The organism is Candidatus Acetothermia bacterium, from assembly GCA_024653305.1.
GTDB lineage: Bacteria > Bipolaricaulota > Bipolaricaulia > Bipolaricaulales > Bipolaricaulaceae > JACIWI01.
Map to the genome: position 1 here is coordinate 1 of JANLFW010000009.1, position 23,118 is coordinate 23,118.

The window sequence follows — 23,118 nt, forward strand, 5'->3', positions numbered from 1 at the left end:
GGTTTCTGTTTTGGGTTATCCGGTCCCTCCAGCCCCATGGGCCAATGAACGTAATGGGGATCGCACACGACCGTCCTCCCTTCCAAGGACGAAACTGAGCCCTAGCGTACCCATCCTGGTGGGCCTCATCCGGAGCTGGCATCACCATTTACGTCATCCAGACCGTGGAAGGGAGGGAGACGGATGATGCGACGGGTGGGCAGTTGGGTAGGGGGACTCATTCTCGTATTGGGGGGGATCGCGGTGGGGGCGCCTCCCATGGCGACCGATCTCTTCGTGACCACGCTCCGGGATACCCCGGTGGAGGTGGTGCTGGAGGCTGCGGACGCAGGCGTGGATTGCGCTCACCCCGAGCAGCACCCGCTCACGTTCACCATCATGAGCGCACCCAGCCAAGGGACCTTGGATGGGGACCTGGCTAGGGTGATCTACGCGGACCCCAACCTGGCCCGGGTGAGGCTTGTCTACACCCCAAAACCGGGGTTCGTGGGTACGGACACGTTCGTGTACTCGGTCACCGATCCTTTTGGGTTCTTCGCCACGGCCGTGGTCCGCATCGACGTCACTCGCCCACCGGCCCTGCCCCCCACCCTGTCCGGGGTGTGGGAGCTCGGGGTCACCTTCCGCAACACGGCCCCCGTGGTGAGCTTGAGCAAGGCTGCCCTGACCTTGTTCTACAAGTACGACGTGTTCAGCCTTGAGGCCAGCGCTACCTGGACGGACACCGGTTGGACCGCGCTCGCCTTCGTCGTCGGCTTCCCGTTGGGGACAGCGGCCACCGTGAGATCGGTCCTCGCGTTCGATCCCACTGGGCCATCGTTCACCTATTGGCAAACCGATACGCGGTTCCGTTTGTTCGAGCTCGATCTCACCCACACCGTTTACCTGACCGGCGATCCCTCCACCACCTACACCCAGGTCGCCATCCAGGGGGCGGTGGATGACCTCTCGTTCACCAGCACCACCAAGTTCCGGATCGACCCGCTGGAGTTCGTGGAGGAGACCCTGACCACCCGGTGGACCTGGGCCGACTGTGACCTCACGTTCGCCGGCCGGCTCCGGATGACCAAGGAGGGGTTCGACAGGTTCTCGGTTACCGCCGGCGATGTCGCCATCCCTGGGTTCCAGTACCCCAGCCTCGGGCTGTACTTCCGGGTGGAGGTCGGGTTTACCACCCAGACCAAGGAGGTCGTCCCCACGCTGGTGATCAAGTCGGACTGGGTATGCTGCGTGAGGCTGCTGACCAACGTGGTCACTGAGGACACCACCATATCCGGCATCGCGTTCTACGGCTTCGAGATGCGAACGGAGCTCGAGGGTGGGGTCGAGGTGCGCACTGCCACGTCGTTTGTGGACGAAAAGAACGCCGCCGTCACTGGATACTGTGATTACTTCGAGGTGTGGTGGTTCTCGGGCCCCATCCTCCCCTGTTGCGGTTCACCGGGCCGGTGGCAGATCGGCACCTACTTCGACGACCGGGGACGCCTGTTCGGCTGGGGCATGACCCGGATCGTGCTCGACTTCGCGTTAGGGGATTCCGTGCGCGTGTCCACCGAGTTCAGCGTGTTCGACTCGAACTGGGAGTGGAAGGTCGGCATCAAAGTGCGGTGGTAACCGCTCTCCACAATCCGGCGCCCCGGTCGTAGGTCAGCCGCCCCGCCTGAGGCGGGGCGGCGTTCGTCTTCGCCGTCTCGCCGATTGCCCATCGACCACGGCCATCGGTTGCAGGTACCCCCGGTCGGGGGCAAGATTGACCTCTTGTGGCAAGCCTGCACTGCGAATCGGTTGCCTCAGGCCTGCAAGATTAGGAAGTGATCACAGATGACGTGGGAGTTCCTTGGGGCGGGGGCGGGGCTTCTTGCCATCGCGCTGGCCATCCACCTTTATCGTTACGCGACCAGCCAGGACAGCGGCACGGAGAAGATGCGGGATATCGCCAAGGCGATCCAGGACGGGGCGAGGGCCTACCTACGGCGCCAGAACCTCACCCTGGCCGCGTTCCTCGGGATCATGGCCCCGGTGATTGGGGTCTTGGTTGGCGTTACCCACGGGGCCGTGTACGGGGTAAGCATCGGCATCGCCTATCTGATCGGCGCGGGGTGCTCGACGATCGCGGCTTCGTTGGGGATGATGGCAGCAGTGAGGGCCAACGTGCGCACGGCCAACGCCGCGCGGGCGGGCCTGAAGAAGGCATTCCCCGTCGCCTACCACGGCGGGGCGATCATGGGGCTGGCCATCGTCGGCCTGTCCCTCCTTGGAGTGAGCCTCATCTACTTCATCTGCCGGAGGGGGCTGGGGTGGACGGAGGTTGAGGCGGCGAACATCGTCCTTGGGTTCAGTTTCGGGGCCAGCGCCCTCGCCCTGTTCGCGAAGGCCGGCGGCGGGATCTACACGAAGACGGCGGACATCAGCGCCGACCTCGTGGACTCCTACATCGCGGCCATCGCCGCGGCGATGATCCTCGGCGCGGAGCTCGGTGGGGGAATCCTCACCGTCCTCCCGCTCCTCATCGCTGCCATGGGCCTGTTCGCCTCGATCAGCGGTGTGTTCCTCGGGGATGTCGGGGAACCAGGGGCTGGGGAGGTTCCTCCCCCCCTGGCCGGGCTCGGGGCGGGGATCGTGATCGGGATGACCACCGACTACTTCACCTCCATCGACCGCAAGCCCACCCGGCGCACCGCCGAGGCGGCGAGCAAGGGAGCGGCGATCAACATCCTGACCGGGTTTTCCTATGGCCTCGTGAGCATCGTCCCCTCCATCCTCGGGATCTGCGTCGCCACGCTGGCCGCGTGGAAGTTCGCCGAGCTGTTCGGGGTGAATCCGTTCTACGGGATCTCCGTGGCCGCGGTGGGGATGCTGTCGATCGTGGCCACGATCATCTCCGCGGACGCGTTCGGCCCCATTTCGGACAACGCCCGGGGGATCGCCGAGCAAGGGGGCCTGGGGAAGGACGTGATGGAGATCGTGGATCAGCTCGATGCGCAGGGCAATACTTCCAAGGCGATCACCAAAGGGTTTGCGATCGGGGCCGCTGCCCTCACCGTGCTCGCCCTGTTCGCCGCGTACACCCACCTCGTGGGCATCGACCTCGCCCGGGGGATCAACCTCATCAGCTACCCGGTGATCATCGGCTTGTTCATCGGGGCGATGATGCCGCCGCTCTTCTCGGCGCTCCTCATCCTCGCCGTGGGCCGCAACGCCGGGCGGATGGTGGAGGAGATACGGCGCCAGTTTCGGGAGATCCCCGGGCTTCTCCAGGGGCAAGGCAGGCCTGACTACAAGAAGTGTGTGGACATCGCGACACGGGGGGCACTGCGCGAGCTTCTGTTCCCGTGCTCCCTGGCCATCCTCGTGCCCCTCGCGGTGATGCTCCTCCTCGGCAGGGAAGCCCTCGCCGGGTGCCTGGCCGGGAGCATCCTCACCGGGATCATCTTCGCCCTGTTCATGGCCAACTCCGGCGGGGCATGGGACAACGCCAAGAAGTACGTGGAGGCCGGGGCGCTGGGCGGCAAGGGCTCTGATGCCCATAAGGCCGCGGTCACTGGGGACACGGTGGGCGACCCGTTCAAGGACACCGCCGGGCCGTCTCTGAACACGATGATCACCGTGATGTCTTTGGTGGCCGAGGTGTTCGCCCCGGTGCTGATCCTCCTCTGGAGATAGCCAGCGGTTATGGGGACCGCGCGGAGGGAAGGAGGAGCGACGATGGCAACGGTGGAAACCAAGGCCGCCTGGCACGCCCTCCCCGTCGCCGAGGTCACCGGCCGGCTGCGGGTCGATCCGGCGGTGGGCCTTTCCAGCGACGAGGCGCGGGCACGGCTCAAGGAACATGGACCCAACACCCTGCCCGAGACCCCACCGACCCCGTTCTGGAAGAGGATCGTCGCGCAACTGAAGGGGTTCGTGGTCCTCATCCTCCTCGTTGCCGTGGCGATCACGATGGCCCTCGGGGACTGGGTCGAGGCCGGAGTGATCCTAGCCATCGTGATCCTGAACGCACTCGTGGGGGCGCTGCAGGAGAGCCGCGCCGAGAAGGCCCTCGCGAGCCTCAAGGAGATGGCGGCCCCCGAGGCCCAGGTCTTGCGGGACGGCGTGCGCACGAAGGTCCCCGCCCGGGACCTCATCCCCGGGGACATCGTGTTCCTCGATGCGGGCGCGATCGTCCCCGCCGACCTGCGTCTGATCGAGGCGGCCCAGATGCGGGTTGATGAGTCCTCCCTCACCGGAGAGTCGGTCCCGGTGGAGAAGAAGGCCGAGGCCGTCCTCGCTTTAGACACGGCGATCGCCGACCGGGCCAACTGCGCGTTCATGGGGACCACCGTCGTCTACGGTCGCGGGCGGGGGGTGGTCGTCGGCACCGGGACCTCGACCCAGCTCGGCCAGATCGCGGAGATGATCGAGGAGGCCGAGGAGGAAACGCCCCTCCAACGAAAGCTCGAGGAGTTCGGGAAAGTGTTGGGCACGGTCGTCCTCGTCGTCTGTGCCCTTGTGTTCGTCCTGTCCCTCGTCCGCGACCCCCAGATCAGCGTGCTCTGGCAGGAGGGGCTCGGGGCCTACCTCCAGGTGGCGCGCACGGCTTTGCTTGGGTTCTTCATCGTCGCCGTGAGCCTCGCGGTGGCGGCGGTGCCGGAGGGGTTGCCGACGATCGTCACCATGTGCCTTGCCTTGGGAATGCGGGAGATGCTCAAGCGGCATGCCCTGGTGCGGCGGCTCCCGTCGGTGGAGACCCTGGGCTCGGCGACGGTCATCTGTACGGATAAGACAGGCACGCTCACCCAGAACCAGATGACGGTGACCCGGGTGTGGGCCGGGGGAAGGGGGTACGGGGTCACTGGCCAGGGATACGATCCCAAGGGCGGGTTCTCCCTGGACGGGAGAGAGGTGCAGGCGCAGGATCACCCCGTCCTCTATCAGTCCCTTTGGGCGGGCCTCCTCTGCAACGACGCCGAGCTCCGGCAGGAGGCGAAGGGGTACAAGGTCATCGGCGACCCCACCGAGGGGGCGCTGATCGTGGCGGCGATGAAGGCCGGGCTGGACAAGGCCGCGGCCGCCACGTTTCCCCGCGTTTCCGAGGTCCCGTTCGACTCCGACCGCAAGCGGATGGCCACCATCCACCCCCTGAACTACGGGGCCCCGATTCGAGCGGATGGGGCACGGTACATCTCCCTGGTCAAGGGTGCCCCGGACGTGATCCTCTCTCTGTGCGAAGAGGTCCAAGAGGCGGCGGGGAGGGCCGCGTTGACCGAGGCCAAGCGGGTTGAGATCCAAAAGGCCAACGAGGCCATGGCCTCTGAAGGCCTACGCGTCCTCGCCGTGGCCTACCGGCCACTCCCTGACCTCCCCGAGGAGGTCAATCCGGAGACGGTCGAGACGCGGCTCGTGTTCCTCGGCCTCCTTGGGATGCAGGACCCGCCCCGGCCCGAGGTCGCTGCCGCGATCGAGAAGGCCCGCCAGGCCGGGCTGCGCACGATCATGATCACCGGGGACCACGTCGCCACCGCAGAGGCGATCGCAAGGCAGATTGGGCTCCTGCGCCCGAACGGCCGCGTGGTGTCCGGGGCCGAGCTCGATCGGATGGTGGAGGGGGAGTTGGCCCTCCAAATCGACGAGATCGACGTGTTCGCCCGCGTCTCCCCCCACCACAAGGTTCGGATCGTGGACGCGCTGCGGGCTCGGGGGGACATCGTGGCCATGACCGGGGATGGCGTGAACGACGCCCCGGCCCTGCGCCGAGCGGACATCGGGATCGCCATGGGCATCGCCGGCACCGACGTCGCCAAGCACACCGCGGACATGGTCCTCACCGATGACAACTACGCCTCCATCGTCGCCGCGGTGGAGCAGGGGCGGATCATCTACGCCAACATCCGCAAGACCGTGTACTACCTCCTGTCCTGCAACTTCGCGGAGATCGCCATCATCTTCGGGGCAATCCTCGTCGGGTGGCCGGCGCCTCTCACCGCGATCCAGCTCCTGTGGTTGAACCTCGTGAGCGACGGGGCTCCGGCGCTGGCGTTGGGACTGGAGAAGGGCGAGCCGGACATCATGAACCGGCCGCCGCGCTCCCCGAAGGAGCGGATCATCAATCGGGACATGGCGGTGGGAATCCTGTTCCAGTCCGGGGCGCTCACCGCCGCCGTGCTTGGGGCCTACGCCCTCACCCTCCACGGGAAGTACGCGGCCGAGGCGGACACGCTGGCGTTCACGACCTTGGTCCTGGCCGAGCTCGCGAGGGCCTACACCGCCCGCTCGGAGAACGTGCCGCTCCACAGGATCGGGTTCTTCTCCAACCGCTGGATGCAGTGGGCGGTACTGACGTCGTTCCTGCTTTTGATGCTCGTGGTGTATGTCCCGTTCCTGCAGCCGATGTTCAACACCGTGACCCTGGAACCGGGGACGTGGGCGATGGTCCTGCCCTTGATCTTCGTGACCGCGTTGGTGGTCGAGGTGCGGAAGCTGTGGCGTGAATGGCGGGCCAAACGGTGAGCGCCTGTGATTCCGCTCCGCGGTTACCGCGGCTGGGAAGCGGAGAGGTCCCGTTCCATCAACCACGCGTCCCCGCCGTCCTCGTAGTACAAGGGGGCGCAGCCGGTCTCGCGAAACCCGTGACGCCGGTAGAACGCGCGCGCCTCCGGGTTGTCGAACCTCACCTCCAGGCGCAGGGTCCTGATCCCCTGTTCTCGGGCGATCCGGATGAGCTCGTCGAGGAGGGCGGTGGCGACGCCCCTCCGACGGTGGGCCGGGTCCACCGCGAGGTCGTGGATGTGAACCACCGGGTTTCCCTGCGGATCATCCTCGACCACGGCGATGAGAAACCCCAGAACCTCTTCCGCCTCGCTCACGAGAACGATGCTGTCCACATCGTCGAAGTACGGGCAAAAGAACTCCTCTGGCCATGGATCGGGGAAGCTCACCGCCTCGATGGCCAAGATTCGCCCCAGGTCCTCCGTGCTCGCCCGACGGATCCGCATCGTCCCGCTTCAGGTTTGCTTCCAGAACTGCCAGAACTTGCGGGGCACCAAGTCCGCCCGGACCTGCCCGTTCTCCAGCGCAAGGTACGCAAGGTAGAAGTCCATCACCTGCGCCTTCCCGGTCCGCACGTCGGTCACCGTGCACGTGGCGCTGAGCCGTCCTAGGACGCGGCCCTGCTCGATGAGGAGCTCGACCCGGTCGACCCGCACGTCCTTGATCGTCAGCACCGCGTCGGCGGCGGTGGGGTCGCCGACGATGGCCACCGTCTCCACCCCGGCCAGCGGGTCTCCGGCCGGCCACAGGATCACCAGGAGCAAGGCTGTTACCACGGTCCCGACTGCTGTTCCAATGTACGCTTTCTTTCGCATCGGTCCATCCTTCCGCGCGTGCCTAAAGCGGCCGCCCTAGGCCCCGTCCGCCGGCGGCGTTCTTCCTCGGCCGGTTCGAGGGAGGAACCACAGATCTCGGGCCGACCTCGCTCGCCTATTGTACCGGACCATCGCGGCCCCCTCCGGGGGCAACGCCGCTGCCGGCTTGATCCGGAGGGCCTCGCGTGGGTGGCCGGGGTGGCCAAGGAGCGGCCAGACCTCGCGGTACAATCGAGGGGCAGATGAAGGCGTTGGTGACCGGAGGGACCGGGTTCATCGGGGCGAACGTGGTCCGGGTGCTGTTGGACCGAGGGTACCAGGTCCGGGCCCTCGTCCGCCCCAACTCCGACCGGCGGAACCTGGCCGGGCTTCCGGTGGAGCTGGTGGAGGGCGACGTCCGCGACATCGGTTCGGTGCGAACGGCCGTCGCCGGCTGCAAGCTCGTGTTCCACGCCGCCGCCCTGTACTCGTTCTGGGTCCGCCCACGCCGGCTCATCTACCAGATCAACGTGGACGGGACGCGGAACGTCCTCCAGGCGGCGTTGGAAGCGGCGGTGGAGCGGGTGGTGTACACGAGCTCGGTGGCTGCCCTCGGCCTGCGCGGGGACCGCCGGCCGGCGGACGAGGAGACGCCGGTGGACCCGCGGACGATCGCGAGCGACTACAAGCGCAGCAAGTACCTGGCCGAGCAGGTGGCGCTCGCGTTCGCCCGCGAGCGAGGATTGCCGGTGGTGATCGTCAACCCTAGCTTCCCCGTGGGCCCGTACGACGTCAAGCCTACCCCCACCGGGCAGGTGGTCCGCGATTCTCTGCGCCGGCGAATGCCGGCCTACATGGACACGGGGATGAACGTGGTGGCGGTGGAGGATGTGGCGGTCGGGCACGTGCTCGCCGCGGAGCGGGGGAGGGTCGGGGAGCGGTACATCCTGGGCGGGGAGAACTTGACGATGCGGGAACTGCTGCAGCTTCTCGCGGAGATCACCGGCCTTCCCGCGCCGCGGGTCCGGCTCCCATACCACCCGGTGTTGGCGTTGTCCTACCTGAACGCCGGGATCTGCGCCCTGACCGGGGGCGTCCCCCGGATGACCCCGGACACGATCCGCATGTCCCGCCACCACATGTTCTTCGATCCGGGGAAGGCGGTGCGGGAGCTGGGCTTCCCTCAAACCCCGGCCCGGGAGGCCCTGCGCCAGGCCGTGGACTGGTTTCGCGCCGTGGATGGCCTTGACCTCGCCCGGATGAAGGGCTGATCATTCATCCAAAGGGGGTTATGTTGGGCAGGCTTGGGCTTTGTTCGTGGGGGTTCTTGATTTTGTTGGGTTCCTTGTGCGGCAGCGCTCTCGTGGCGCACGCCGCCCGTGAGCCGATGGCGCTCGTCGCCGAGGCGGATCGTCTCTACGACCGCTGGAGCCAGGCGTTCGCGTTCGCCGCCTACGAGGCCCGGCTGAGGGGGGCAATCGCGCTGTGGGAGGAGGCCCTCCCCCTCATCCCGCCTGACCAGGTGCCGACGCGGACCCAGGTGTTGAACCGGCTCGCCCAGGCCTACTTTGAGCTGGCCGAAGGCTACCTGACCGGGGACAAGGAGAAGGAACAGGCCTACGACAAGGGCAAGGGCTACGCCCTGGCGAGCCTGCGCCTGGACCCGGAGTTCGTGCGGGTGGAGCAAGACCAGGGGTTCCGCGCCGCCCTGGGCGCGGCGCGGGACGTGGCCGCCATCTTCTGGTATGGGAACAACCTCGGGCGCTGGATGAGCTACCACTACTGGACGGCCCTCACCGGTGGAACCCGGGACGTGCTGGCCGCGTTCACCCGGGCGGCGGAGCTGGACGAGGCGTACTGGGGCGGTGGACCGCAGCGGGCCCTCGCCAACTTCTTTGCTCAAACCCCGGGGTTCCTGGGTGGGGACATGGAGCGGTCTCAGGCGTGTTTCATCCGGGCGATCGAGGTGGGGCCGGAGTTCATCCAAAATTACGTGGACTACGCGGAGCTCTACGCCAAGGCCCGCGGGGATCAGGCCTTGTTCTGTCGGCTCTTGCGCACCGCCCTGGACCAGGCCGCCGATCCGGCGGTGATGGGGAAGTGGCCGTTCTACAACTGGATGGCGGTGGAGCGGGCCCGCGCGCTCCTCGCCCCAGGGCGCGGCGGAAGCCCCCCTTGTGGGTAACCCGGATTACCGTCGATCTAGGCCTGAACTATTGACAGGGCACGGGTAGGGGTATATAATGCTTCCGCCCGTAAAGATAATGGAAACTACGGGTAAGGAGGCGAAACCAGGCAGCTAGCGCTCGGAAGAGGTTGGCCTTCCGACAAGGGCAAACCCACGGCGACGTGGGGGCGCAAAGCCGCGGATCCCTCGGGGATGGCCGGGCTGCCGAAGAATGGCCAGAAAAGGGTGGGCTGTCATGGTGGGAATGGCTGTGGTGGCCGCAGGCGTGGTGAGCATGGGAGCTTCCGTGTCCCACAACGCCATCGCCCAGATGACCGTTCCCATATTGACCTCTGTTTCCCTCCGTGGTGCGTCGGTGGCTGGTCACAGCATTGCCGTTCCCCTTATGATCCCTGAGCCCACCCCGGTCGACCGCAGCCAAGGGTTCGTGGAGCTCCGGGGGGCGGTGGTGCTCCTCGTGCGGAGCAACGTGCCGTGGACGCTTTCGGTGCGGGTCCTGGAGCCTGAGGTTTCGGGGACGATCCAGGCCCGGGTTGGGGAGGGGCCGTACCTTCCGGTGGGCGTGGAGGGCGTGTCCTTCACCCGCGGGGAGTTCGGCCAGTACGAGGTGGCCGTGGACTTCCGGATCCCCCTGACGGGGGCATGGACCGGGGGGACGGTCACCCTCGTGTACACCGTGGTCGGCGGGTGAGGGATGGTGCCCGTGGTCCAGCGTAACCGCCACTTGACGGAGAGCCCGTTTGTGGCAATCTCCCATGGTGAAGGGAGGTGGGAGCCGAAAGATGAACGTGCGTTGGCGGTACAACCGATTGGGGTGATCGAAACGGCAAACCCGGGGCGACCCGGGGACGCAAAGCCACAGGCCTCACGGAGGCGGCTGGGCTGCCGAAACACCCCCAAGAAACCAAAACAAACTTTCTTGGGGGTGCAACGATGCAGGTTCGCAAGTGGATTGTGGTGTTGGTGGCTGGGATGATGATGGGCGTGGTGACGGGGATGGCGGCTAGCGTGACCCAGGGGTCGACCGCGACGTTCTCGGTGCCGACCCTGATCCGGCTTAGCCTGACCACGGCGACCGTCGACTTCGGGGCATTGACCGAGGCCGACTACGATCGCGGGTACGGAGAGATCGTGAACGCCCAGGGCGTGGCCATCTGGAGCAACAAGGACTGGACCCTAACCGTGGCCGCGGACGCGGCGACGTGGACCGCCCCGTGGGCGAAGCCGTCCACCGACCTCCTGTGGCGGGCGGCGACCACCGAACCTTCCCACGTGGACAGCTACAACGGCTCGTTCGCCGGGATGGACGTGAGCCCGGCCCAGGTGGCCGCGGGCAAGCGGGGCGGCAACATCCGGCTCTCCATGGACTTCCGGGTCCTGGTGAGCTGGGAGAACGACCCCGCTGGCGACTATAGCCTGGGGTTCACCTACACGCTCACCGCGCCGTGACCCAGCACAGGACTTGGCAGCCCGGTTTCCCTCTGGAAGCCGGGCTGCCTTCTTCATCCTACCATGGGCCACCTTAGGCTCCTTTTGGCGGCGCTCATTGCGGTAGGGGCGATCGGGCTCGCCCAAGACACGGGCTGGCTCAACCCGTCAGCCGACTTTGGGGCTTTCTCCAACGGGTCACAGGCGTACTATGACGACACCCTCTACGCCGAGGCCCGGAACGGGCGGCAGCACCAGTACTGGGGTTATGCGGTCGCCCTCCCCGAGGGAAGCACGATCCTGGGGATCGAGGTCCGCCTCGACGTCTGGGAGTCAGGTAAGCCTGGTGCTGCTTACATGTATGTGGAGCTCTCGTGGAATGGGGGCGCAAGCTGGACCGCCACGGGGTATCGGGCCGGGCCCCTAGGGACGAGCGAGGCCACGTACATCCTGGGCGGCCCGGCCGACACGTGGGGTCGAAGTTGGACTCCAGGTGAGTTCGCGTACGGCCTTTTCCGGGTGCGCCTCACGGCGGCATGTGGCCCTCCCGAGAGGATCCGGCTCGATTGGGTGGCGGTCCGGGTATACTACCAAACTGGGGTGGCCTTGGCGGTGAGCCCGGGGGTGGTGGACCTCGGGATCCTCACCTTGGCCGACTACGATCAGGGGTTCCGCGAGCTCTCCCCGGCCCAGCGGGTCACGGTCACGAGCGGGGCCCCCTGGTCCCTGTACGTGGCCGCCGAAACCCCCACCTGGAACTACTCCGGCCCTGAGCCCTCTCCCGCCAAGCCCTGCGAGCACCTGGAATGGCGGGTGGTGGGGACCGGTCGTGCCGTGACCGCGGCCCAGACCTCCTACCAGGGCCTGACCACTACCCCGGTCCTCGTGGCCAGGGGGACGGGGCAGACCGCGGTGACCTGGGTGGACATGGCCCTCTTGGTCAGGGTGGATTACGATACCGTCCCTCCCGGCACCTACGAGCTCCGCTTCCGCTACACCCTCACCCTCCCCTGAGTTGGGCCTTTCTCTGCGGGTATACTTCCCACCGTGGCGATGCGGGCGTGTCTTTTCGTGGGACTGGCCCTAGTATGGCTCGGGCCGGCCTTGGCCTTGGAGGTGAACCTCCTCGAGGTGGACCTGGCGGTGGCTCCGGGGCAGGTCCATACGTTCACGTTCATCGCCCGCAACGAGACGGACACTCCAGAGCAGTTCACCATTTACCTCGGGGACTGGGATCGGGATGTCGATGGAACGAACCGGTTCTACCCCCCGGGGACGCTGCCGCGTTCGCTGGCGTCGTGGCTTTCCGTGGCCCCGACGTCGTTCATGCTCGGCCCAGGCGAGACCCGGGAGGTCGTGGGGACGCTCAGCGTGCCCGGATCAGGGGTGATGGGGGGCACCTATTGGGGGATCATCTTCGTGCAGGGGGAGCCCCGCCCGGTGCAACACCAGGGGACCACGGTGCTGGTCACCAAGCGCATCGGGATCAAGGTCTACGCCTCCGTGCCCCCTGGCGAGCGCGCAGGCGAGGTGCGCGCCCTCGAGGTGCGGGGACTGAACCCGCTTTGGCTCTGTCTTAGGTTCGCCAACATCGGTACCCTCAACCTGCGCGAGGTCACGGTCGAGGCCGAGGTCTACGACGCCAAGGGGAATCGGGTGGTGGGGGCGAACCTGAGCCCGTTCCCGTGCCTGCCCGGCGCCGAGCGGTGGGTAGCGGTGAGCACCGACTTCCGCCCTGCCCCTGGGGTGTACCACGTGTTGGTCAAAGTGGACATCGGAGGCGATCCCCTGTTGGCCGGCCAAGTCCCCCTGCGGGTGCGCCCCCTGGCGTTGGTCCCCCTCGCGGGCACCGGGCCCGTGCCTCAGGACCTCGACGGGGACGGCTTCTACGAGGACGCAAACGGGGACGGGGTGTTCGACGGCCAAGACGTGGCGTTGTTCCAGGAGAGCTGGCGAAGCGCGGGCGTTCAGGCCAACGGGCGGGCGTTTGACTTCAACAACGACGGTGTGGTGGACGAGGCGGACGCGGCGGCGCTCGCGGAACTTCTGAAGGCCCGAACGCCGTAGCTACCAAGGTTCCCGTTCTTCCCATTCGGCCGAAACCCCTTTCCTTCCCTCGGTCCCCCGGAGCGGTTAGGTTCGTGACACGATGAGGTTTTCTCCGTGTCGCCTGGGGGCACCGGGCGGGCTTAGGCCGGTCCGGGCCGTTCTCGTTGCCCTCGTCCTCTTCGGCGCAGGCGCCGCCGCGCAGGGGGTGACGGTGTCCGCCGTGTCGCCGCCCAAGATGGCCCGGCCCGGGGACTTCGTGACCCACGTGTTCTCGCTTGAGAACCGAACCGCGGGTTCCATCGCCGTGGCGCTCGCGGTCGAGCTGCCCGTGGGCTGGAGCTCGCTTGGGGTGCCGGCGCTGATTACGGTTGGCGTTGGCGAAGAGGAGGTGGTGTTCCTCACCGTGGCCGTCCTCCGAGCCGCCCAGGCCGGAACGTACCCGGTGCGGCTGCGGGCGCGGTGGGACGGCGGTGAGGCGGTGGGCGAGGCCCAGGTCCAAGTGGAGCAGGTGGCGGCGATCGAGGCCGTTCCTGCCCCGAGCGGCGAAGCCCATCCCGGTCGATCCGTGACCTACGAACTCGAGGTGGTCAACCGCGGGAACGTCCTGGACCGGTTCGTGATCGAGGCCACATCCTCCCACGGCTGGGCCGTCCAAGTGGAGCCGCGGGAGCTTTCGCTGGTCCCTGGGGAGCGTGGGGCAAGCCGGATCACGATGTCCGTCCCGGCGAACGCGGAGCCCGGCCGGGACGTGCTCTCGGTCCTCGTGCGGTCCACCGCCGCCCCCGGGGTGGAGGCGCGCACGGCCTGGTTCACCACGGTTCTCCCTCCTGTTCCGGAGCAGGTGGTGGGCACGCACCTTGCCGAGATCGAGATGTGGGCCGGTGGGCGGCTCGGGTGGGACCCGTTCTCCGATCAGCGGAGTTCGGTCTTGACCCTGTTCGGGATAGGGACGGTCCTGGACGGCTCGCTCGTGCTCTCCGCCCAGTGGACCGGGCCGTGGGCGGATCGCCCGTACACGCTGACCGGGTTTTCCTTCGTATACGACCGCGGACCGGTCCGGGCCGAAGCGGGACGGGCAAGCGCGCCCCTGACCCCGCTCCTGCTTCCGGTGGCAGTGCAGGGGATGGCGGTGTGGGCGGAGTGGGCGCCGTTCTCGGTTGTGTTTGCCTCCGGGTGGGCGGGCGATGAGGGGATGGCTGGCGGCAGCGCCGCCTGGGCCACCGACGGGTGGACGGCGGAGCTCGCCTACCGGGAGGAGCGCGGCGGGACGGCGCATGTCCGGGGGGGCACCTTGGGGGGCGATTGGCGCCTGGCAGAGGGGCTGACGATCCGCGGGGAGGCGGGACTCGCTCAGGCCGGGCCGTACGCGGATGGAGCGCTGCTGGTCAGCGTTACTGCGAAATCGGGCCGGATGCTGTTCTTCCAGGGGGACGCGTACACGGTCGGTCCCCACTTCCCGAGCAACCGGGCTGATGAGGAGGGGATCGCCCTCTCCGGCCGGATGAGCGCCACTGGGGTTGCGTTCCGGTTCTCGTCGCGCTGGCTCAGGAACAACACGTGGCGAAGCCCCGCGCTTCCCACGGTGGTCCGGTCCGACCTCACCGCCGGCTTCGAATGGGCTCCAGCGGACTGGCCGCTTGGGTTTTCGTCGGCCGTGTCCGCCCAGCGGGCGCGGGAGGAAGCGCCAGTCCCCGCTACCGATGGCCGCGTGCGGGCGCTGGAGGTGGCGTTGTCCGGGGGCGGGCCAGCCCTCACGCTACGGCTGGGCGGGTGGTGGCGGGTGGACGAGGACCTTGTTGCTGGCACCGCCTACGTCACCGAGGCGTACAGCCAGCGCGTGTCCCTCACCCAAGCCGGGGTCGCTGCCACCCTGACCCTGGAGCAGCGGGCCGTGCGCGACCGCGACGGGACGCTCCTTTCCTCCTCTGCCCAGGGCGGCTTGACCGTACATACCACCACCCACCGCCTGAGGTTCGATTGGAAGCACGACGTGGACGGAGGCGCGGCCGGGCTCGAGCTCCTGTTCGCCGTGTCCCCGGCGTTCTCCGCGATCGCCAGGGCGCACGCGGCGTGGGATGCGGCGGGGGGTATCGTGCTCGCCGAGTTCTCCGCCGGCTTCGACTACCGGTTCACCTGGGCTGTCCCGTTCCTCCCGGTCCGGGGATGGCTGGAGGGCGAGGTGTTCATCGACATGAACGGGAACGGCGTCCGCGATCCCGACGAGGAAGGGGTGGCCGGGGCGGTGCTGACCGCCGACCAGAAGAAGGTCTCCACCGGGGATGACGGGCGGTTCCTGTTCCCGCCGCTTGCGCCAGGCACCTACACGCTGACCGCGGAGCGCTTGCCATCCGGCATCCGGCAGAAAGATGAACTCCCGATCACGGTGGAAGTGGCGGTGGGCGGGCGGAGCCGCGTGCCCATTCCCTGCGAGCGGCTCGGGGAGATCCGCGGTGTGGCGTTCGATGACCGTGATCGCAGCGGGACCCGCGACGGCACTGAGCCTGGGCTAAAGGGCATCGTCGTCATCCTTGTCCGGGGAGACACGGAGTGGGCCCGGGCCACCTTCACCGATTCCTCAGGCCGGTTCGCGTTCCCCGGCCTTCCTGCCGGGCGGTACATGGTGCAGGTGGAGACGGGATCGCTGCCCGAACGGTACGAGCTCACGACCCCTGGGGAAATCCCGGTGGGCCTCGCCTCCGGTGAGGTGGCGGACGTCACGTTCGGGGTCTGGCAGCGGCCGCGGCAGGTGGTGATCACGTACCAGCCACCGCTGGCCGACTTCACCTGGAAGCCGGCGGTGCCGGTGGCCGGGCAGCCTGTGCGGTTTGACGCGTCCGGCTCACTGGACATGGACGGCGAGATCGTGGCCTACGCATGGGACTTCACCGGGGACGGCACCGCCGACGCCACCGGCCCGACCGCAGAGTGGACGTTCGCCGAGCCCGGGTTGTACCTGGTGGTCCTCACCGTGACCGATGACGCCGGGTTGCAGGACCGTCTGGAGCTCCCAGTGCACGTCGCCCCTGCGCCCTGAACGCCGGCACGGCGGCGTCAACCCATAGGCCTTGGCGGCGATGTCGGCCCTTCCGGGCCATCCCAGCCGAACCGGGTGAGGTTGGTCCGCCCGTGGACATCGAAGGCCACGCCCTCCTGCTCCAGGAGCTCCTGCTGCTCGTTCCCGATGCTCACCTTGCCCTTGGCATTGATGACCCGCTGCCAGGGGACCGGGGGGTCCACCGGGTGGACCTCCAGCGCGGCCAGGGCCCAGCCCACGATCCGGGCGTCGCACGGCGGGCCCACGAGGCGAGCCACCTGGCCGTAAGTGGCCACCTTTCCCAGCGGGATCTGCCGCACCACTCGGTAGATGCGCTCGTACAGGGTGCTCATCGTGCTCCTCCCTCAGTCCGTCGGTCGGACGGAGCACTCCACGGTCCAGCCCCGCTTCGGGGCCTCGGCCAGGAACCGGTCTCCGGAGAGCGCCTTCTCGATGGGGATCGCCCCCGCGGGCAGCTCGCCGCGCACCGCCTGGGCGAGGACGATCGCCGCGTGCCAGCCGGTGAGCCGCTCCATGGCCCGGAACCCGGTGGCCGGATCGTAATGGTCCACAACCTGCACGCGCGCCTGGGCCGGGCGGCCGCCCTTGCGCCCGTCGGCCCGCACGTGGATCACGCACACGTCCCGCACGTCAGGGTCGAACAGGACCTGGTCCAAGAGGGCCAACAGCACCTCCCGCGGGATGATCGCGCTCTGGCCCACCGGGAGGGGTTCCTGGGAGAACAGCCCAAGGTCGCGCAGGGCGCGGAACAGGAGGCAATGGCCGGGGTAGCGGAGGGTCTTGTTCTCCAGGGTCCGCAGTCGGCCGGCGAACGTCCACGGCATGGTGGACAGGCCCCCGGAGGTGACGAACGCCTCCAGGCGCCCCAAAGGGGGTAGATCCAGCTCCTCCAGTTCAGACAGGGCCGGCACCGGGGTGACGGCGCCGTCCCGCAGAAAGTAGGCGTCGCCGTCGTACTCGTTGATCAGGCCGCCAGCGCTGAACAGGAGGGCATACCCCCACGGGGGCTTTGGGTCCTCAGGGAGCCCGCCGTCGTAGATCCGCACCTCCTCAGCCGTGTCCAAGAGGGACATCGCGGCCAGGGCCAGGGTGATGTTCATCCCCGGGCCCATGCCGCAGTCGGGAACCACGGTGATCCCGGCCCGCTCCGCGTGGGGGCCGAGGAGGAGCTCTTGGCGCACGATCCCGGTATGCCCGCCCAAGTCCACCATGTGCACCCGGGCAGCGATGGCGGCCTCGGTCAGCGCCAGGTTGAACCGGTACGGCACAGCGGACAGGAGACCATCCACCTCCGCCAGCACCGGTGCCAACGCGGTGGGCTGGGCCACGTCCCCGACCAGCGCCTGCGCCACTTCCTGCCCCGCAAGCGCGTTGACGCGCGCCGCCCCGGCTTGGGCGGCCCGGAGGTCCCGGTCGACCAGCGTCACCCGTTCTGCGTCCCCGTGTCGGGCCAGGTCGTAGGCCGCAGCCACCCCTTGCCTTCCCGCACCGGCCACCGCGTACCGATATCCCACCACGGTCCTCCTCAAATGGAGGGTAGCGGGCGTGGGCGGCGCCTGCCAAGTTGGGACCGGGAATGATCACGGGTCCCTGACACTAGCTCGTCGGCTCGCCCTGGGCCTCAGGCTCGATGAGGGCGTTCATCCCCCCGCAGCCGCCCTGGCTTATCGCCACCTCGCATAGCCCGCGGTAGCAGGAGCCGTGGGCGGTGAGGCCATAGGCGGCCGGGGAGATCCCGCGTTCCTGGAGCGCTCGGGCCACGTAGTAGTCCGGGCGCACGAACTTCAGCCACTGGAGCACCGCTGCACGTACCTCCGTGGCGGCGAATCCCTTGTTGTGGACGAGGTAGGCGGCCAGGCCCTTGCCGCTGCGGACCAAGTTGCACCCCCGCCCTCCCTTCTCGCAGCAGCAGCAGCGGGCCATGGTGTTGTCGTCGCAGCACGGGGCGACGAGCTGGCTCAGGGCGTCCTCGAACACCTGTCGTTCCGCCGGGGTCAGGGTGACCGTGTAGAACCAGTCGAGAAACTGGGGCAGGTTCGCCCATGCCAGGGGGATCCCGTAGCTCGTGTCCGTGCCGGGGGTGGGGATGACCTCCGCGTGGATGCGTTGCAGGACCTCGATATCCTCCTCCGCGGCGTAGGTGAACATCACCGGCCACGTCAGGAGAAGGGCCAACACCGTCCCCATCAGGGCCCAGTGCCACCGCGTTTCCCAAGCCACTTCCTGAACCATAGATGCCTCCATTCGTACACGAAGAGGTGGCCAAGGATGACCGGGCGTTATGGAGGGATGGTGCAGGGGGCGTGGAGGCGCGGCGCAGGAGAAGACGTGGAGTACTTGCCCCAGGCCGGGCTTCAGGCGTCCTTGTCCTCTCCGGCCGGTTCCACGTGGACGGCCACGGAAACCTCCCCACTCAGGGCGCCGCGCACGGCCTGCTCCACCTGGGACGCGATGGCATGGGAATCCTGCACGGAGATGGTGGGGTCGACCTCGATGTGTACGTCCACGAACACCCCCCGGCCTACGGAGCGGGTCCGCAGCTTGTGCCAGCTCTTTACGCCATCCACGCCCGTGATCGCCCGGGCCACCTTGCCTTGCTCGGCCTCGCTCAGGGCACCCTCGGTGAGCTCGTAGACGGCCTTGCGCAGGATCCCCACCGCTGCCCACCCGATCAGGACGGCCACGGCGATCGTCGCGGCCTGGTCCCCCTGAGCGAACCCGAGGGCCGCGACCCCCCCTCCACACAGCACCGCTACCGAGGAGAGCGCATCGCTGCGGTGGTGCCAAGCGTTGGCCTCCAAGGCCGAGCTGCGCAGTCGGCGGGCGACCCGACGCGTAGCCCGGAACAACCACTCCTTGGAGAGCACAGACATCGCGGCGACCCCAGCGATGGCCGGGCCGGGGGCGGACATTCCCCCGCGCAACAACGCCGCCACCGCCTCCCAGGCGAGCCACCCGCCCGCGGCGACCAGGGCCAGGGCCACAAGCGTCGTGGCCAGGGTCTCGAACTTCCCGTGCCCATAGGCGTGGGAGCGGTCGGCCGGCCGCCGGGCCAGGCGCAATCCCCCGATGACCACGAGGTCGGTAGCCATGTCGGAAAGCGAGTGGACCCCGTCGGCAACCAGGGCCATCGACCCGCTGAGAAAGCCCACCCCGAACTTGAGGCCGGTCAGGACGAGGTTGATCCCGACCCCGATCAGGGTGATGCGCAGCCCTTCGTCCCTCCATCCGGCCATGGCGGCCGAGTATAGCCAGACTAGGCAGCGCGGACCACGATCCGGTCGCCGTCGCGGACGCTCGCGAACACCTTGGGATCACCGAGGACGCGGCCGACGGGGTTCACGGCGCTGGCGGGACGGATCTCGCCGGGATGGCGGGAAGCCGGGGTGGGTCCGAAGAAGATGCACAGGGCGTTCCCAGGGGGCCAGTACCCGATGTCCCCTGCCTCCACCGTCTCCACCTGAGCTTCCGGTCCGGCCCGGACTGGGATTGCGAAGTACACCTCGTCCCCCCATCGTCGGGCCTCAGCCTCGATGGGCAAGGCTTGGACGATGGCCCGCACCGTGGCCGGCGCGAGGTCCGAGGACAGCTGCGCCGAGACCCTCCCGATCGCTTCGCTCTCGATCACGATCTCCATGGCTCGAGCTCGCCTGCGGCCAGGGCGGCCAGGTTCGCCGCGATCCAGGTGGGGCAGATCCCCTGGCGGGCGATGTCCTCCCGGGCGGACACACCGGACAGCACCAGGGCGGTGTCCATCCCCAGGTGCTGGGCGCCGAGGATGTCCGTCTCCAGCCGATCACCGATCATGAGCGCCCGCTCGACCGGGGCCCCGACCAACTCCAACGCGACGCGGTAGGGGGTCGCGGAGGGCTTGCCCAACACCTCTTCCGGCTCGAACCCCATGCCCACCAGCGCCCCCACCACCGCCCCGGCCCCGGGGACGAGCCCGTGCTCGGTGGGGTAGGTGGCGTCGCGGTTGGTGGCGAGGAACCGGGCTCCCGCAAGCAGGCCCTGGAGGGCCTGGTTGAGCTTATCGTAGGTCAAGGTGCGGTCCATCCCGACCACGATCCACTGCGCTTGTTCCGGTGGGACCGGGGTGTGGCCGGCGAGGGCCATCTCCTCGACCAGTCCCTGTTCACCCAGGCACCAGAACCGCACCGGGCCGTACTTCTCTCGCAGGTGGTGGGCGGCCACGTAGGCGCTGGGCACGACCTCGTCCGCGGTCACGGGAAAGCCTACGTCCCTGAGCCGTGCCGCCATCTCCTTCCGGGAGCGCGTGGCGTTGTTGGTCAGGAGGACGACCCGGCCCCGCTCCCGGAGGCGGGCCAGGGCTTCCGCCGCTCCGGGGATAGGCTCGCGGCCGTGGACCAGGACGCCGTCCACGTCCAGCAGAAACGCGGAATAGCGGTCCAAGGGGGACCGATGCGTGCCCGGTCTCGGTGTCATGGGCTCAATGATACCGGGTTCCACAGTAGGTTCGCCTGTGGTTGACACGGCGCACGTTTTGGGCATAGAATTGAACGTTACCGGAGGGATGGTCGAGAGGCCGAAGACAACGGCTTGCTAAGCCGTAGCCAGGCTGTTGAGGCTTGGCCGTGGGTTCGAATCCCACTCCCTCCGCCAACAAGGGGGTTCGAGGTTCGCAAGTTCTCAGTTCCTGGGATTGTACTTCGAACTTCCAAACCGTAAACTCGCAACCGTAGTGATGCGCCCGTAGCTCAGGGGACAGAGCGCTGGCCTCCGGAGCCAGAGGTCGCAGGTTCAAATCCTGCCGGGCGTACCAGACGACTCCAGATTGAGAACGCCGAGCCCGGCATGTGGTGCGGTGGGCCGAGGCAACGCGTACTCGATGGCGATCTCTTTATTGCCAACCGTTACCTGACGCACGAACGATTGCAGGATCTCCCGTTGGGTCGATGTGGGCTCCGAGGCGAGGTTCTCCCTCAAAAAGGCCACCCGGCGCAGCACGTCAGCCTTGTCCACTCGACACTCCGTTGCGTGCGCGATCTGCACCTCTAGATCCCGCAGACGCTCCTCCAGGACCGCCAGTGTCGCCTGCCGCTCCTGGATCCGTCGCCAGATCGTGGGGGTCGAGCTTGACCGCCCTTCCAGGGCATCGACGAGCCGTTCCAGGCGCCCCTGCACCTCGAGGATCTGCCCCTGAAGGCTCGCCCGCTCGTCCTCGAGGCGCGGCAGCTCCGCATCGAGTTCGCGTTGCGTAGCCTCGATCAAGCTCGCTACGTTCTCCTCGGCCAGCAGGACGTCCCGGATGCGCTCCAACAGCAACTGTTCGAGCCAGTCCTTAGGGACCATCCGCGCGGGGCAGGCCGATCGGCCTGAACGCCAGAAGGTGCCGCAAACGTAGTACCAGTACCGGCGTTGCGGGGTGAGTCCGTGCGCGCCGCTCCCGGCAGGTTTGGGCCGCAGCGAACGTCGCCTCATCAACGACCGGTTCGCACCAGTTCTCAATCACGACCTCACGGTCCTCGGGAGCAAGGTACCGGGCGTTCGGGCTCGAGAACTTGATGTGCAGCGTCCCAACGTAGATCGGGTTGGACAAGACCGAAAGCACACGGTTGACCGACCACGCCCCTCCTGCTCGCGTGCGGAGCCCCTCCCCGTTGAGCCGGTCTGCGATCTCCTTTGCGCCATGTCCCTCGTGTACGTACTCGCGGAAGATGCGCTTCACGAGAGCGGTTTCGTCGTCTTTCGGGACAAGTGTGAACCGCCGGGCGCGCCCCTCTGCCTTCTCGACCCGGGAGAAGCCGTAGGGTGCGGTATTGAGCGGATACGATCCCCTTCGCGCTGCCTGGCGCATACCCCGCATCACGTCCCGGGCAAGAACCTTCGGAAAATATGAGTTGAACGCATGAAGGAGGCCTTCCGTGAGGGCCGCCTCGGGGCCCGTTGCGAGGGGTTCAGAGATCGATACGACCGCCACGCCCTTCTTCGCCAGGCGGTCTCTGTACAGGAGCGCGTCCAAGTTGTCACGGCTGAAGCGCGAATAGCTCCACACGAGGATCGCGTTGAGTTCGTCGCTGTGGCTTAGGGCGAAGTCGACCATCTGCTGAAACCCGGGGCGCTGGTCGGTCGTCCCGCTCCAGCCATCGTCCACAAACTCGCCAACGATGGTGTGTCCCCGCTCAACGCAGTGTTTGCGTAGGGCCTCGGGCAGCGGGGTGCGCCCGTCAAGCGGAACCACCGGGACGACTAACGGACGGGCGGGTGTATCCTCCCCGGGGAACAGAGGGGGATGACGTGAGATCGCAGAACGGGAGGTACGGTCCGGCGTTCAAGTCCAAGGAGGCGCTGCGCGCCGAGGGCCGGGGGGGCAGAAGCCGAGGTGGCGAGGGCGTACGGGATCCACCCGGTGACCCTGTCCACCTGGAAGCGGCGGTTCCTGAGAGCGGGGGCCGGAGGTGTTCGGGGGCAAGGAGGAGGTCAGGGCGTACGAGAAGAGGATCGCGGACCTGGAGCGGGTGGTGGGCGAGAAGTGGAGATCGCGCTCCTGACAAATCTCTTGAAGGGGCGCTGACGGTGAACGACCACCCGGCGTACGGGCACCGGCGGATCGGGGCTGAACTCCGTGCCCGCGGGCTTCCGGTGAACCACAAGCGGCTGCGGAGGGGGCTCAACCTGTGGGACCTGGCGTTACCCCGGAACGTGGCCGAGCGGGGTGCGGAGGATCCTGAGGGAGGCACGGGGCAAGCTCGACCTCGTGCAGGGAAGAGCGATGGGGCCGCTCCAAGCCCTCTCGGCGGACTTCACGGAGCTCCGGTACACCGGAGGGACGAGGAAGGCGCACCTGATGGCGCTGGTGGACGTGGGGAGCGCGTGGGCGCCGGGGTGGGCGGTGGGCTCGAGCGCGGACCGGGCCCTCGCCCTGCGATGCTGGGAGCGGGTGAAGGAGGCGTTGGCGCACGTGGGCCACGGGACAGAGGGGCTGATCGTGCACCACGACGAGGACGCGGTGTACACGAGCTACGACTGGCTGCAGGCGCCCCTGATCCGGGACCGGGCGCGGGTGTCCTACGCCGAACGGGGTGCCAAGGACAACCCGTGGATCGAGTCGCTGTGGG

The 23,118-nt window shown here is 67.9% G+C and carries 21 protein-coding genes, 2 tRNA genes and 2 riboswitches; of the genes, 13 read left to right on the forward strand and 10 right to left on the reverse strand.

The window, feature by feature from the left end; all coding sequences use genetic code 11:
- Window positions 1–183 precede the first annotated feature (183 nt).
- The 3 genes from NUV94_04530 (at window position 184) to NUV94_04540 (ending at window position 6,486) form a co-directional block, all read left to right on the forward strand.
- Window positions 184–1,614 (forward strand): Ig-like domain-containing protein, encoded by a 1,431-nt coding sequence (locus NUV94_04530; GenBank protein MCR4392047.1) that lies wholly within the window; start codon window positions 184–186, stop codon window positions 1,612–1,614.
- 207 nt (window positions 1,615–1,821) lie between these two features.
- Window positions 1,822–3,663 carry a sodium/proton-translocating pyrophosphatase gene (locus NUV94_04535; GenBank protein MCR4392048.1) on the forward strand — a complete coding sequence of 614 codons (1,842 nt, stop codon included), beginning with the start codon at window positions 1,822–1,824 and terminating at the stop codon, window positions 3,661–3,663.
- 42 nt (window positions 3,664–3,705) lie between these two features.
- Window positions 3,706–6,486 carry a cation-translocating P-type ATPase gene (locus NUV94_04540; GenBank protein ID MCR4392049.1) on the forward strand — a complete coding sequence of 927 codons (2,781 nt, stop codon included), beginning with the start codon at window positions 3,706–3,708 and terminating at the stop codon, window positions 6,484–6,486.
- A gap of 23 nt (window positions 6,487–6,509) precedes the next feature.
- On the opposite strand, the gene rimI is transcribed toward NUV94_04540, so the two are convergent.
- On the reverse strand, window positions 6,510–6,971 hold the full coding sequence (gene rimI, locus NUV94_04545) for a ribosomal protein S18-alanine N-acetyltransferase (GenBank protein ID MCR4392050.1): 462 nt from the start codon (window positions 6,969–6,971) through the stop codon (window positions 6,510–6,512).
- A gap of 9 nt (window positions 6,972–6,980) precedes the next feature.
- Complete coding sequence (locus NUV94_04550) at window positions 6,981–7,340, reverse strand: hypothetical protein (protein ID MCR4392051.1); 360 nt, start codon at window positions 7,338–7,340, stop codon at window positions 6,981–6,983.
- 242 nt (window positions 7,341–7,582) lie between these two features.
- On the opposite strand from NUV94_04550, the gene NUV94_04555 reads away from it, so the two are divergent.
- The 7 genes from NUV94_04555 to NUV94_04585 all read left to right on the forward strand — a co-directional run bounded on the left by NUV94_04555 (window position 7,583) and on the right by NUV94_04585 (window position 16,018).
- Window positions 7,583–8,590, forward strand: coding sequence for an NAD-dependent epimerase/dehydratase family protein (locus NUV94_04555; GenBank protein ID MCR4392052.1), 1,008 nt, complete (start codon window positions 7,583–7,585; stop codon window positions 8,588–8,590).
- A 74-nt stretch (window positions 8,591–8,664) separates the two neighbouring features.
- A complete protein-coding gene (locus tag NUV94_04560) occupies window positions 8,665–9,504 on the forward strand; it encodes a TRAP transporter TatT component family protein (GenBank protein ID MCR4392053.1) in 840 nt (279 codons plus the stop codon).
- Window positions 9,505–9,641: 137 nt separating this feature from the next.
- Window positions 9,642–9,716, forward strand: a riboswitch (cyclic di-GMP riboswitch).
- A 26-nt stretch (window positions 9,717–9,742) separates the two neighbouring features.
- Window positions 9,743–10,198 carry a hypothetical protein gene (locus tag NUV94_04565; GenBank protein ID MCR4392054.1) on the forward strand — a complete coding sequence of 152 codons (456 nt, stop codon included), beginning with the start codon at window positions 9,743–9,745 and terminating at the stop codon, window positions 10,196–10,198.
- A 124-nt stretch (window positions 10,199–10,322) separates the two neighbouring features.
- A riboswitch (cyclic di-GMP riboswitch) is annotated at window positions 10,323–10,397 on the forward strand.
- 43 nt (window positions 10,398–10,440) lie between these two features.
- A complete protein-coding gene (locus tag NUV94_04570) occupies window positions 10,441–10,956 on the forward strand; it encodes a hypothetical protein (GenBank protein ID MCR4392055.1) in 516 nt (171 codons plus the stop codon).
- 63 nt (window positions 10,957–11,019) lie between these two features.
- Complete coding sequence (locus NUV94_04575; protein MCR4392056.1) at window positions 11,020–11,949, forward strand: hypothetical protein; 930 nt, start codon at window positions 11,020–11,022, stop codon at window positions 11,947–11,949.
- Between the two features lie 39 nt (window positions 11,950–11,988).
- The gene (locus NUV94_04580; protein ID MCR4392057.1) at window positions 11,989–13,002 is read left to right on the forward strand and encodes a dockerin type I domain-containing protein; all 1,014 of its coding nucleotides are present in this window, start codon (window positions 11,989–11,991) and stop codon (window positions 13,000–13,002) included.
- An 82-nt stretch (window positions 13,003–13,084) separates the two neighbouring features.
- Entirely contained in the window at window positions 13,085–16,018 is a 2,934-nt protein-coding gene (locus tag NUV94_04585; GenBank protein MCR4392058.1) for a PKD domain-containing protein, read from the forward strand.
- Between the two features lie 17 nt (window positions 16,019–16,035).
- On the opposite strand, the gene NUV94_04590 is transcribed toward NUV94_04585, so the two are convergent.
- From NUV94_04590 to NUV94_04615, 6 genes are all read right to left on the reverse strand, one after another.
- Window positions 16,036–16,371, reverse strand: coding sequence for an MGMT family protein (locus NUV94_04590; protein MCR4392059.1), 336 nt, complete (start codon window positions 16,369–16,371; stop codon window positions 16,036–16,038).
- Between the two features lie 12 nt (window positions 16,372–16,383).
- Window positions 16,384–17,553, reverse strand: a complete 1,170-nt coding sequence (locus tag NUV94_04595) for a saccharopine dehydrogenase NADP-binding domain-containing protein (GenBank protein MCR4392060.1) — start codon at window positions 17,551–17,553, stop codon at window positions 16,384–16,386.
- Between the two features lie 82 nt (window positions 17,554–17,635).
- Complete coding sequence (locus NUV94_04600) at window positions 17,636–18,271, reverse strand: hypothetical protein (GenBank protein ID MCR4392061.1); 636 nt, start codon at window positions 18,269–18,271, stop codon at window positions 17,636–17,638.
- A gap of 122 nt (window positions 18,272–18,393) precedes the next feature.
- Window positions 18,394–19,275, reverse strand: a complete 882-nt coding sequence (locus NUV94_04605) for a cation diffusion facilitator family transporter (GenBank protein MCR4392062.1) — start codon at window positions 19,273–19,275, stop codon at window positions 18,394–18,396.
- A 20-nt stretch (window positions 19,276–19,295) separates the two neighbouring features.
- Window positions 19,296–19,676, reverse strand: a complete 381-nt coding sequence (locus tag NUV94_04610) for a cyclophilin-like fold protein (GenBank protein ID MCR4392063.1) — start codon at window positions 19,674–19,676, stop codon at window positions 19,296–19,298.
- Window positions 19,664–20,485: an HAD-IIA family hydrolase gene (locus NUV94_04615; protein MCR4392064.1), complete on the reverse strand. Its 822-nt coding sequence runs from the start codon at window positions 20,483–20,485 to the stop codon at window positions 19,664–19,666. Before NUV94_04615 ends, NUV94_04610 begins: the two co-directional genes overlap by 13 nt.
- Window positions 20,486–20,567: 82 nt before the next feature.
- Here NUV94_04615 and NUV94_04620 point away from each other — a divergent pair.
- A tRNA-Ser gene (locus NUV94_04620) sits at window positions 20,568–20,662 on the forward strand.
- An 84-nt stretch (window positions 20,663–20,746) separates the two neighbouring features.
- Window positions 20,747–20,822 (forward strand) — tRNA-Arg (locus NUV94_04625).
- Here NUV94_04625 and NUV94_04630 read toward each other — a convergent pair.
- Both NUV94_04630 and NUV94_04635 read right to left on the reverse strand, forming a co-directional pair.
- Entirely contained in the window at window positions 20,801–21,352 is a 552-nt protein-coding gene (locus NUV94_04630; protein ID MCR4392065.1) for a hypothetical protein, read from the reverse strand. The two genes, NUV94_04625 and NUV94_04630, sit on opposite strands and share 22 nt — an antisense overlap.
- On the reverse strand, window positions 21,342–22,241 hold the full coding sequence (locus NUV94_04635; protein MCR4392066.1) for a recombinase family protein: 900 nt from the start codon (window positions 22,239–22,241) through the stop codon (window positions 21,342–21,344). Before NUV94_04635 ends, NUV94_04630 begins: the two co-directional genes overlap by 11 nt.
- Window positions 22,242–22,715: 474 nt before the next feature.
- Between NUV94_04635 and NUV94_04640 the strand changes: the two genes are divergently transcribed.
- The coding region (locus NUV94_04640; protein MCR4392067.1) for a transposase family protein at window positions 22,716–23,118 on the forward strand (403 nt) is incomplete at its 3' end.

Bases quoted from the DNA above. Each gene is read 5' to 3' on its own strand.
- NUV94_04540 (MCR4392049.1), top strand. From the start codon at position 3,706: ATGGCAACGGTGGAAACCAAGGCCGCCTGGCACGCCCTCCCCGTCGCC.
- NUV94_04600 (MCR4392061.1), bottom strand. From the start codon at position 18,271: ATGGTTCAGGAAGTGGCTTGGGAAACGCGGTGGCACTGGGCCCTGATG.
- NUV94_04605 (MCR4392062.1), bottom strand. From the start codon at position 19,275: ATGGCCGGATGGAGGGACGAAGGGCTGCGCATCACCCTGATCGGGGTC.
- NUV94_04615 (MCR4392064.1), bottom strand. From the start codon at position 20,485: ATGACACCGAGACCGGGCACGCATCGGTCCCCCTTGGACCGCTATTCC.
- NUV94_04530 (MCR4392047.1), top strand. From the start codon at position 184: ATGATGCGACGGGTGGGCAGTTGGGTAGGGGGACTCATTCTCGTATTG.
- NUV94_04630 (MCR4392065.1), bottom strand. From the start codon at position 21,352: ATGGTCCCTAAGGACTGGCTCGAACAGTTGCTGTTGGAGCGCATCCGG.
- NUV94_04590 (MCR4392059.1), bottom strand. From the start codon at position 16,371: ATGAGCACCCTGTACGAGCGCATCTACCGAGTGGTGCGGCAGATCCCG.
- NUV94_04610 (MCR4392063.1), bottom strand. From the start codon at position 19,676: ATGGAGATCGTGATCGAGAGCGAAGCGATCGGGAGGGTCTCGGCGCAG.
- rimI (MCR4392050.1), bottom strand. From the start codon at position 6,971: ATGCGGATCCGTCGGGCGAGCACGGAGGACCTGGGGCGAATCTTGGCC.
- NUV94_04550 (MCR4392051.1), bottom strand. From the start codon at position 7,340: ATGCGAAAGAAAGCGTACATTGGAACAGCAGTCGGGACCGTGGTAACA.
- NUV94_04535 (MCR4392048.1), top strand. From the start codon at position 1,822: ATGACGTGGGAGTTCCTTGGGGCGGGGGCGGGGCTTCTTGCCATCGCG.
- NUV94_04575 (MCR4392056.1), top strand. From the start codon at position 11,020: ATGGGCCACCTTAGGCTCCTTTTGGCGGCGCTCATTGCGGTAGGGGCG.
- NUV94_04580 (MCR4392057.1), top strand. From the start codon at position 11,989: ATGCGGGCGTGTCTTTTCGTGGGACTGGCCCTAGTATGGCTCGGGCCG.
- NUV94_04570 (MCR4392055.1), top strand. From the start codon at position 10,441: ATGCAGGTTCGCAAGTGGATTGTGGTGTTGGTGGCTGGGATGATGATG.
- NUV94_04555 (MCR4392052.1), top strand. From the start codon at position 7,583: ATGAAGGCGTTGGTGACCGGAGGGACCGGGTTCATCGGGGCGAACGTG.
- NUV94_04565 (MCR4392054.1), top strand. From the start codon at position 9,743: ATGGTGGGAATGGCTGTGGTGGCCGCAGGCGTGGTGAGCATGGGAGCT.
- NUV94_04585 (MCR4392058.1), top strand. From the start codon at position 13,085: ATGAGGTTTTCTCCGTGTCGCCTGGGGGCACCGGGCGGGCTTAGGCCG.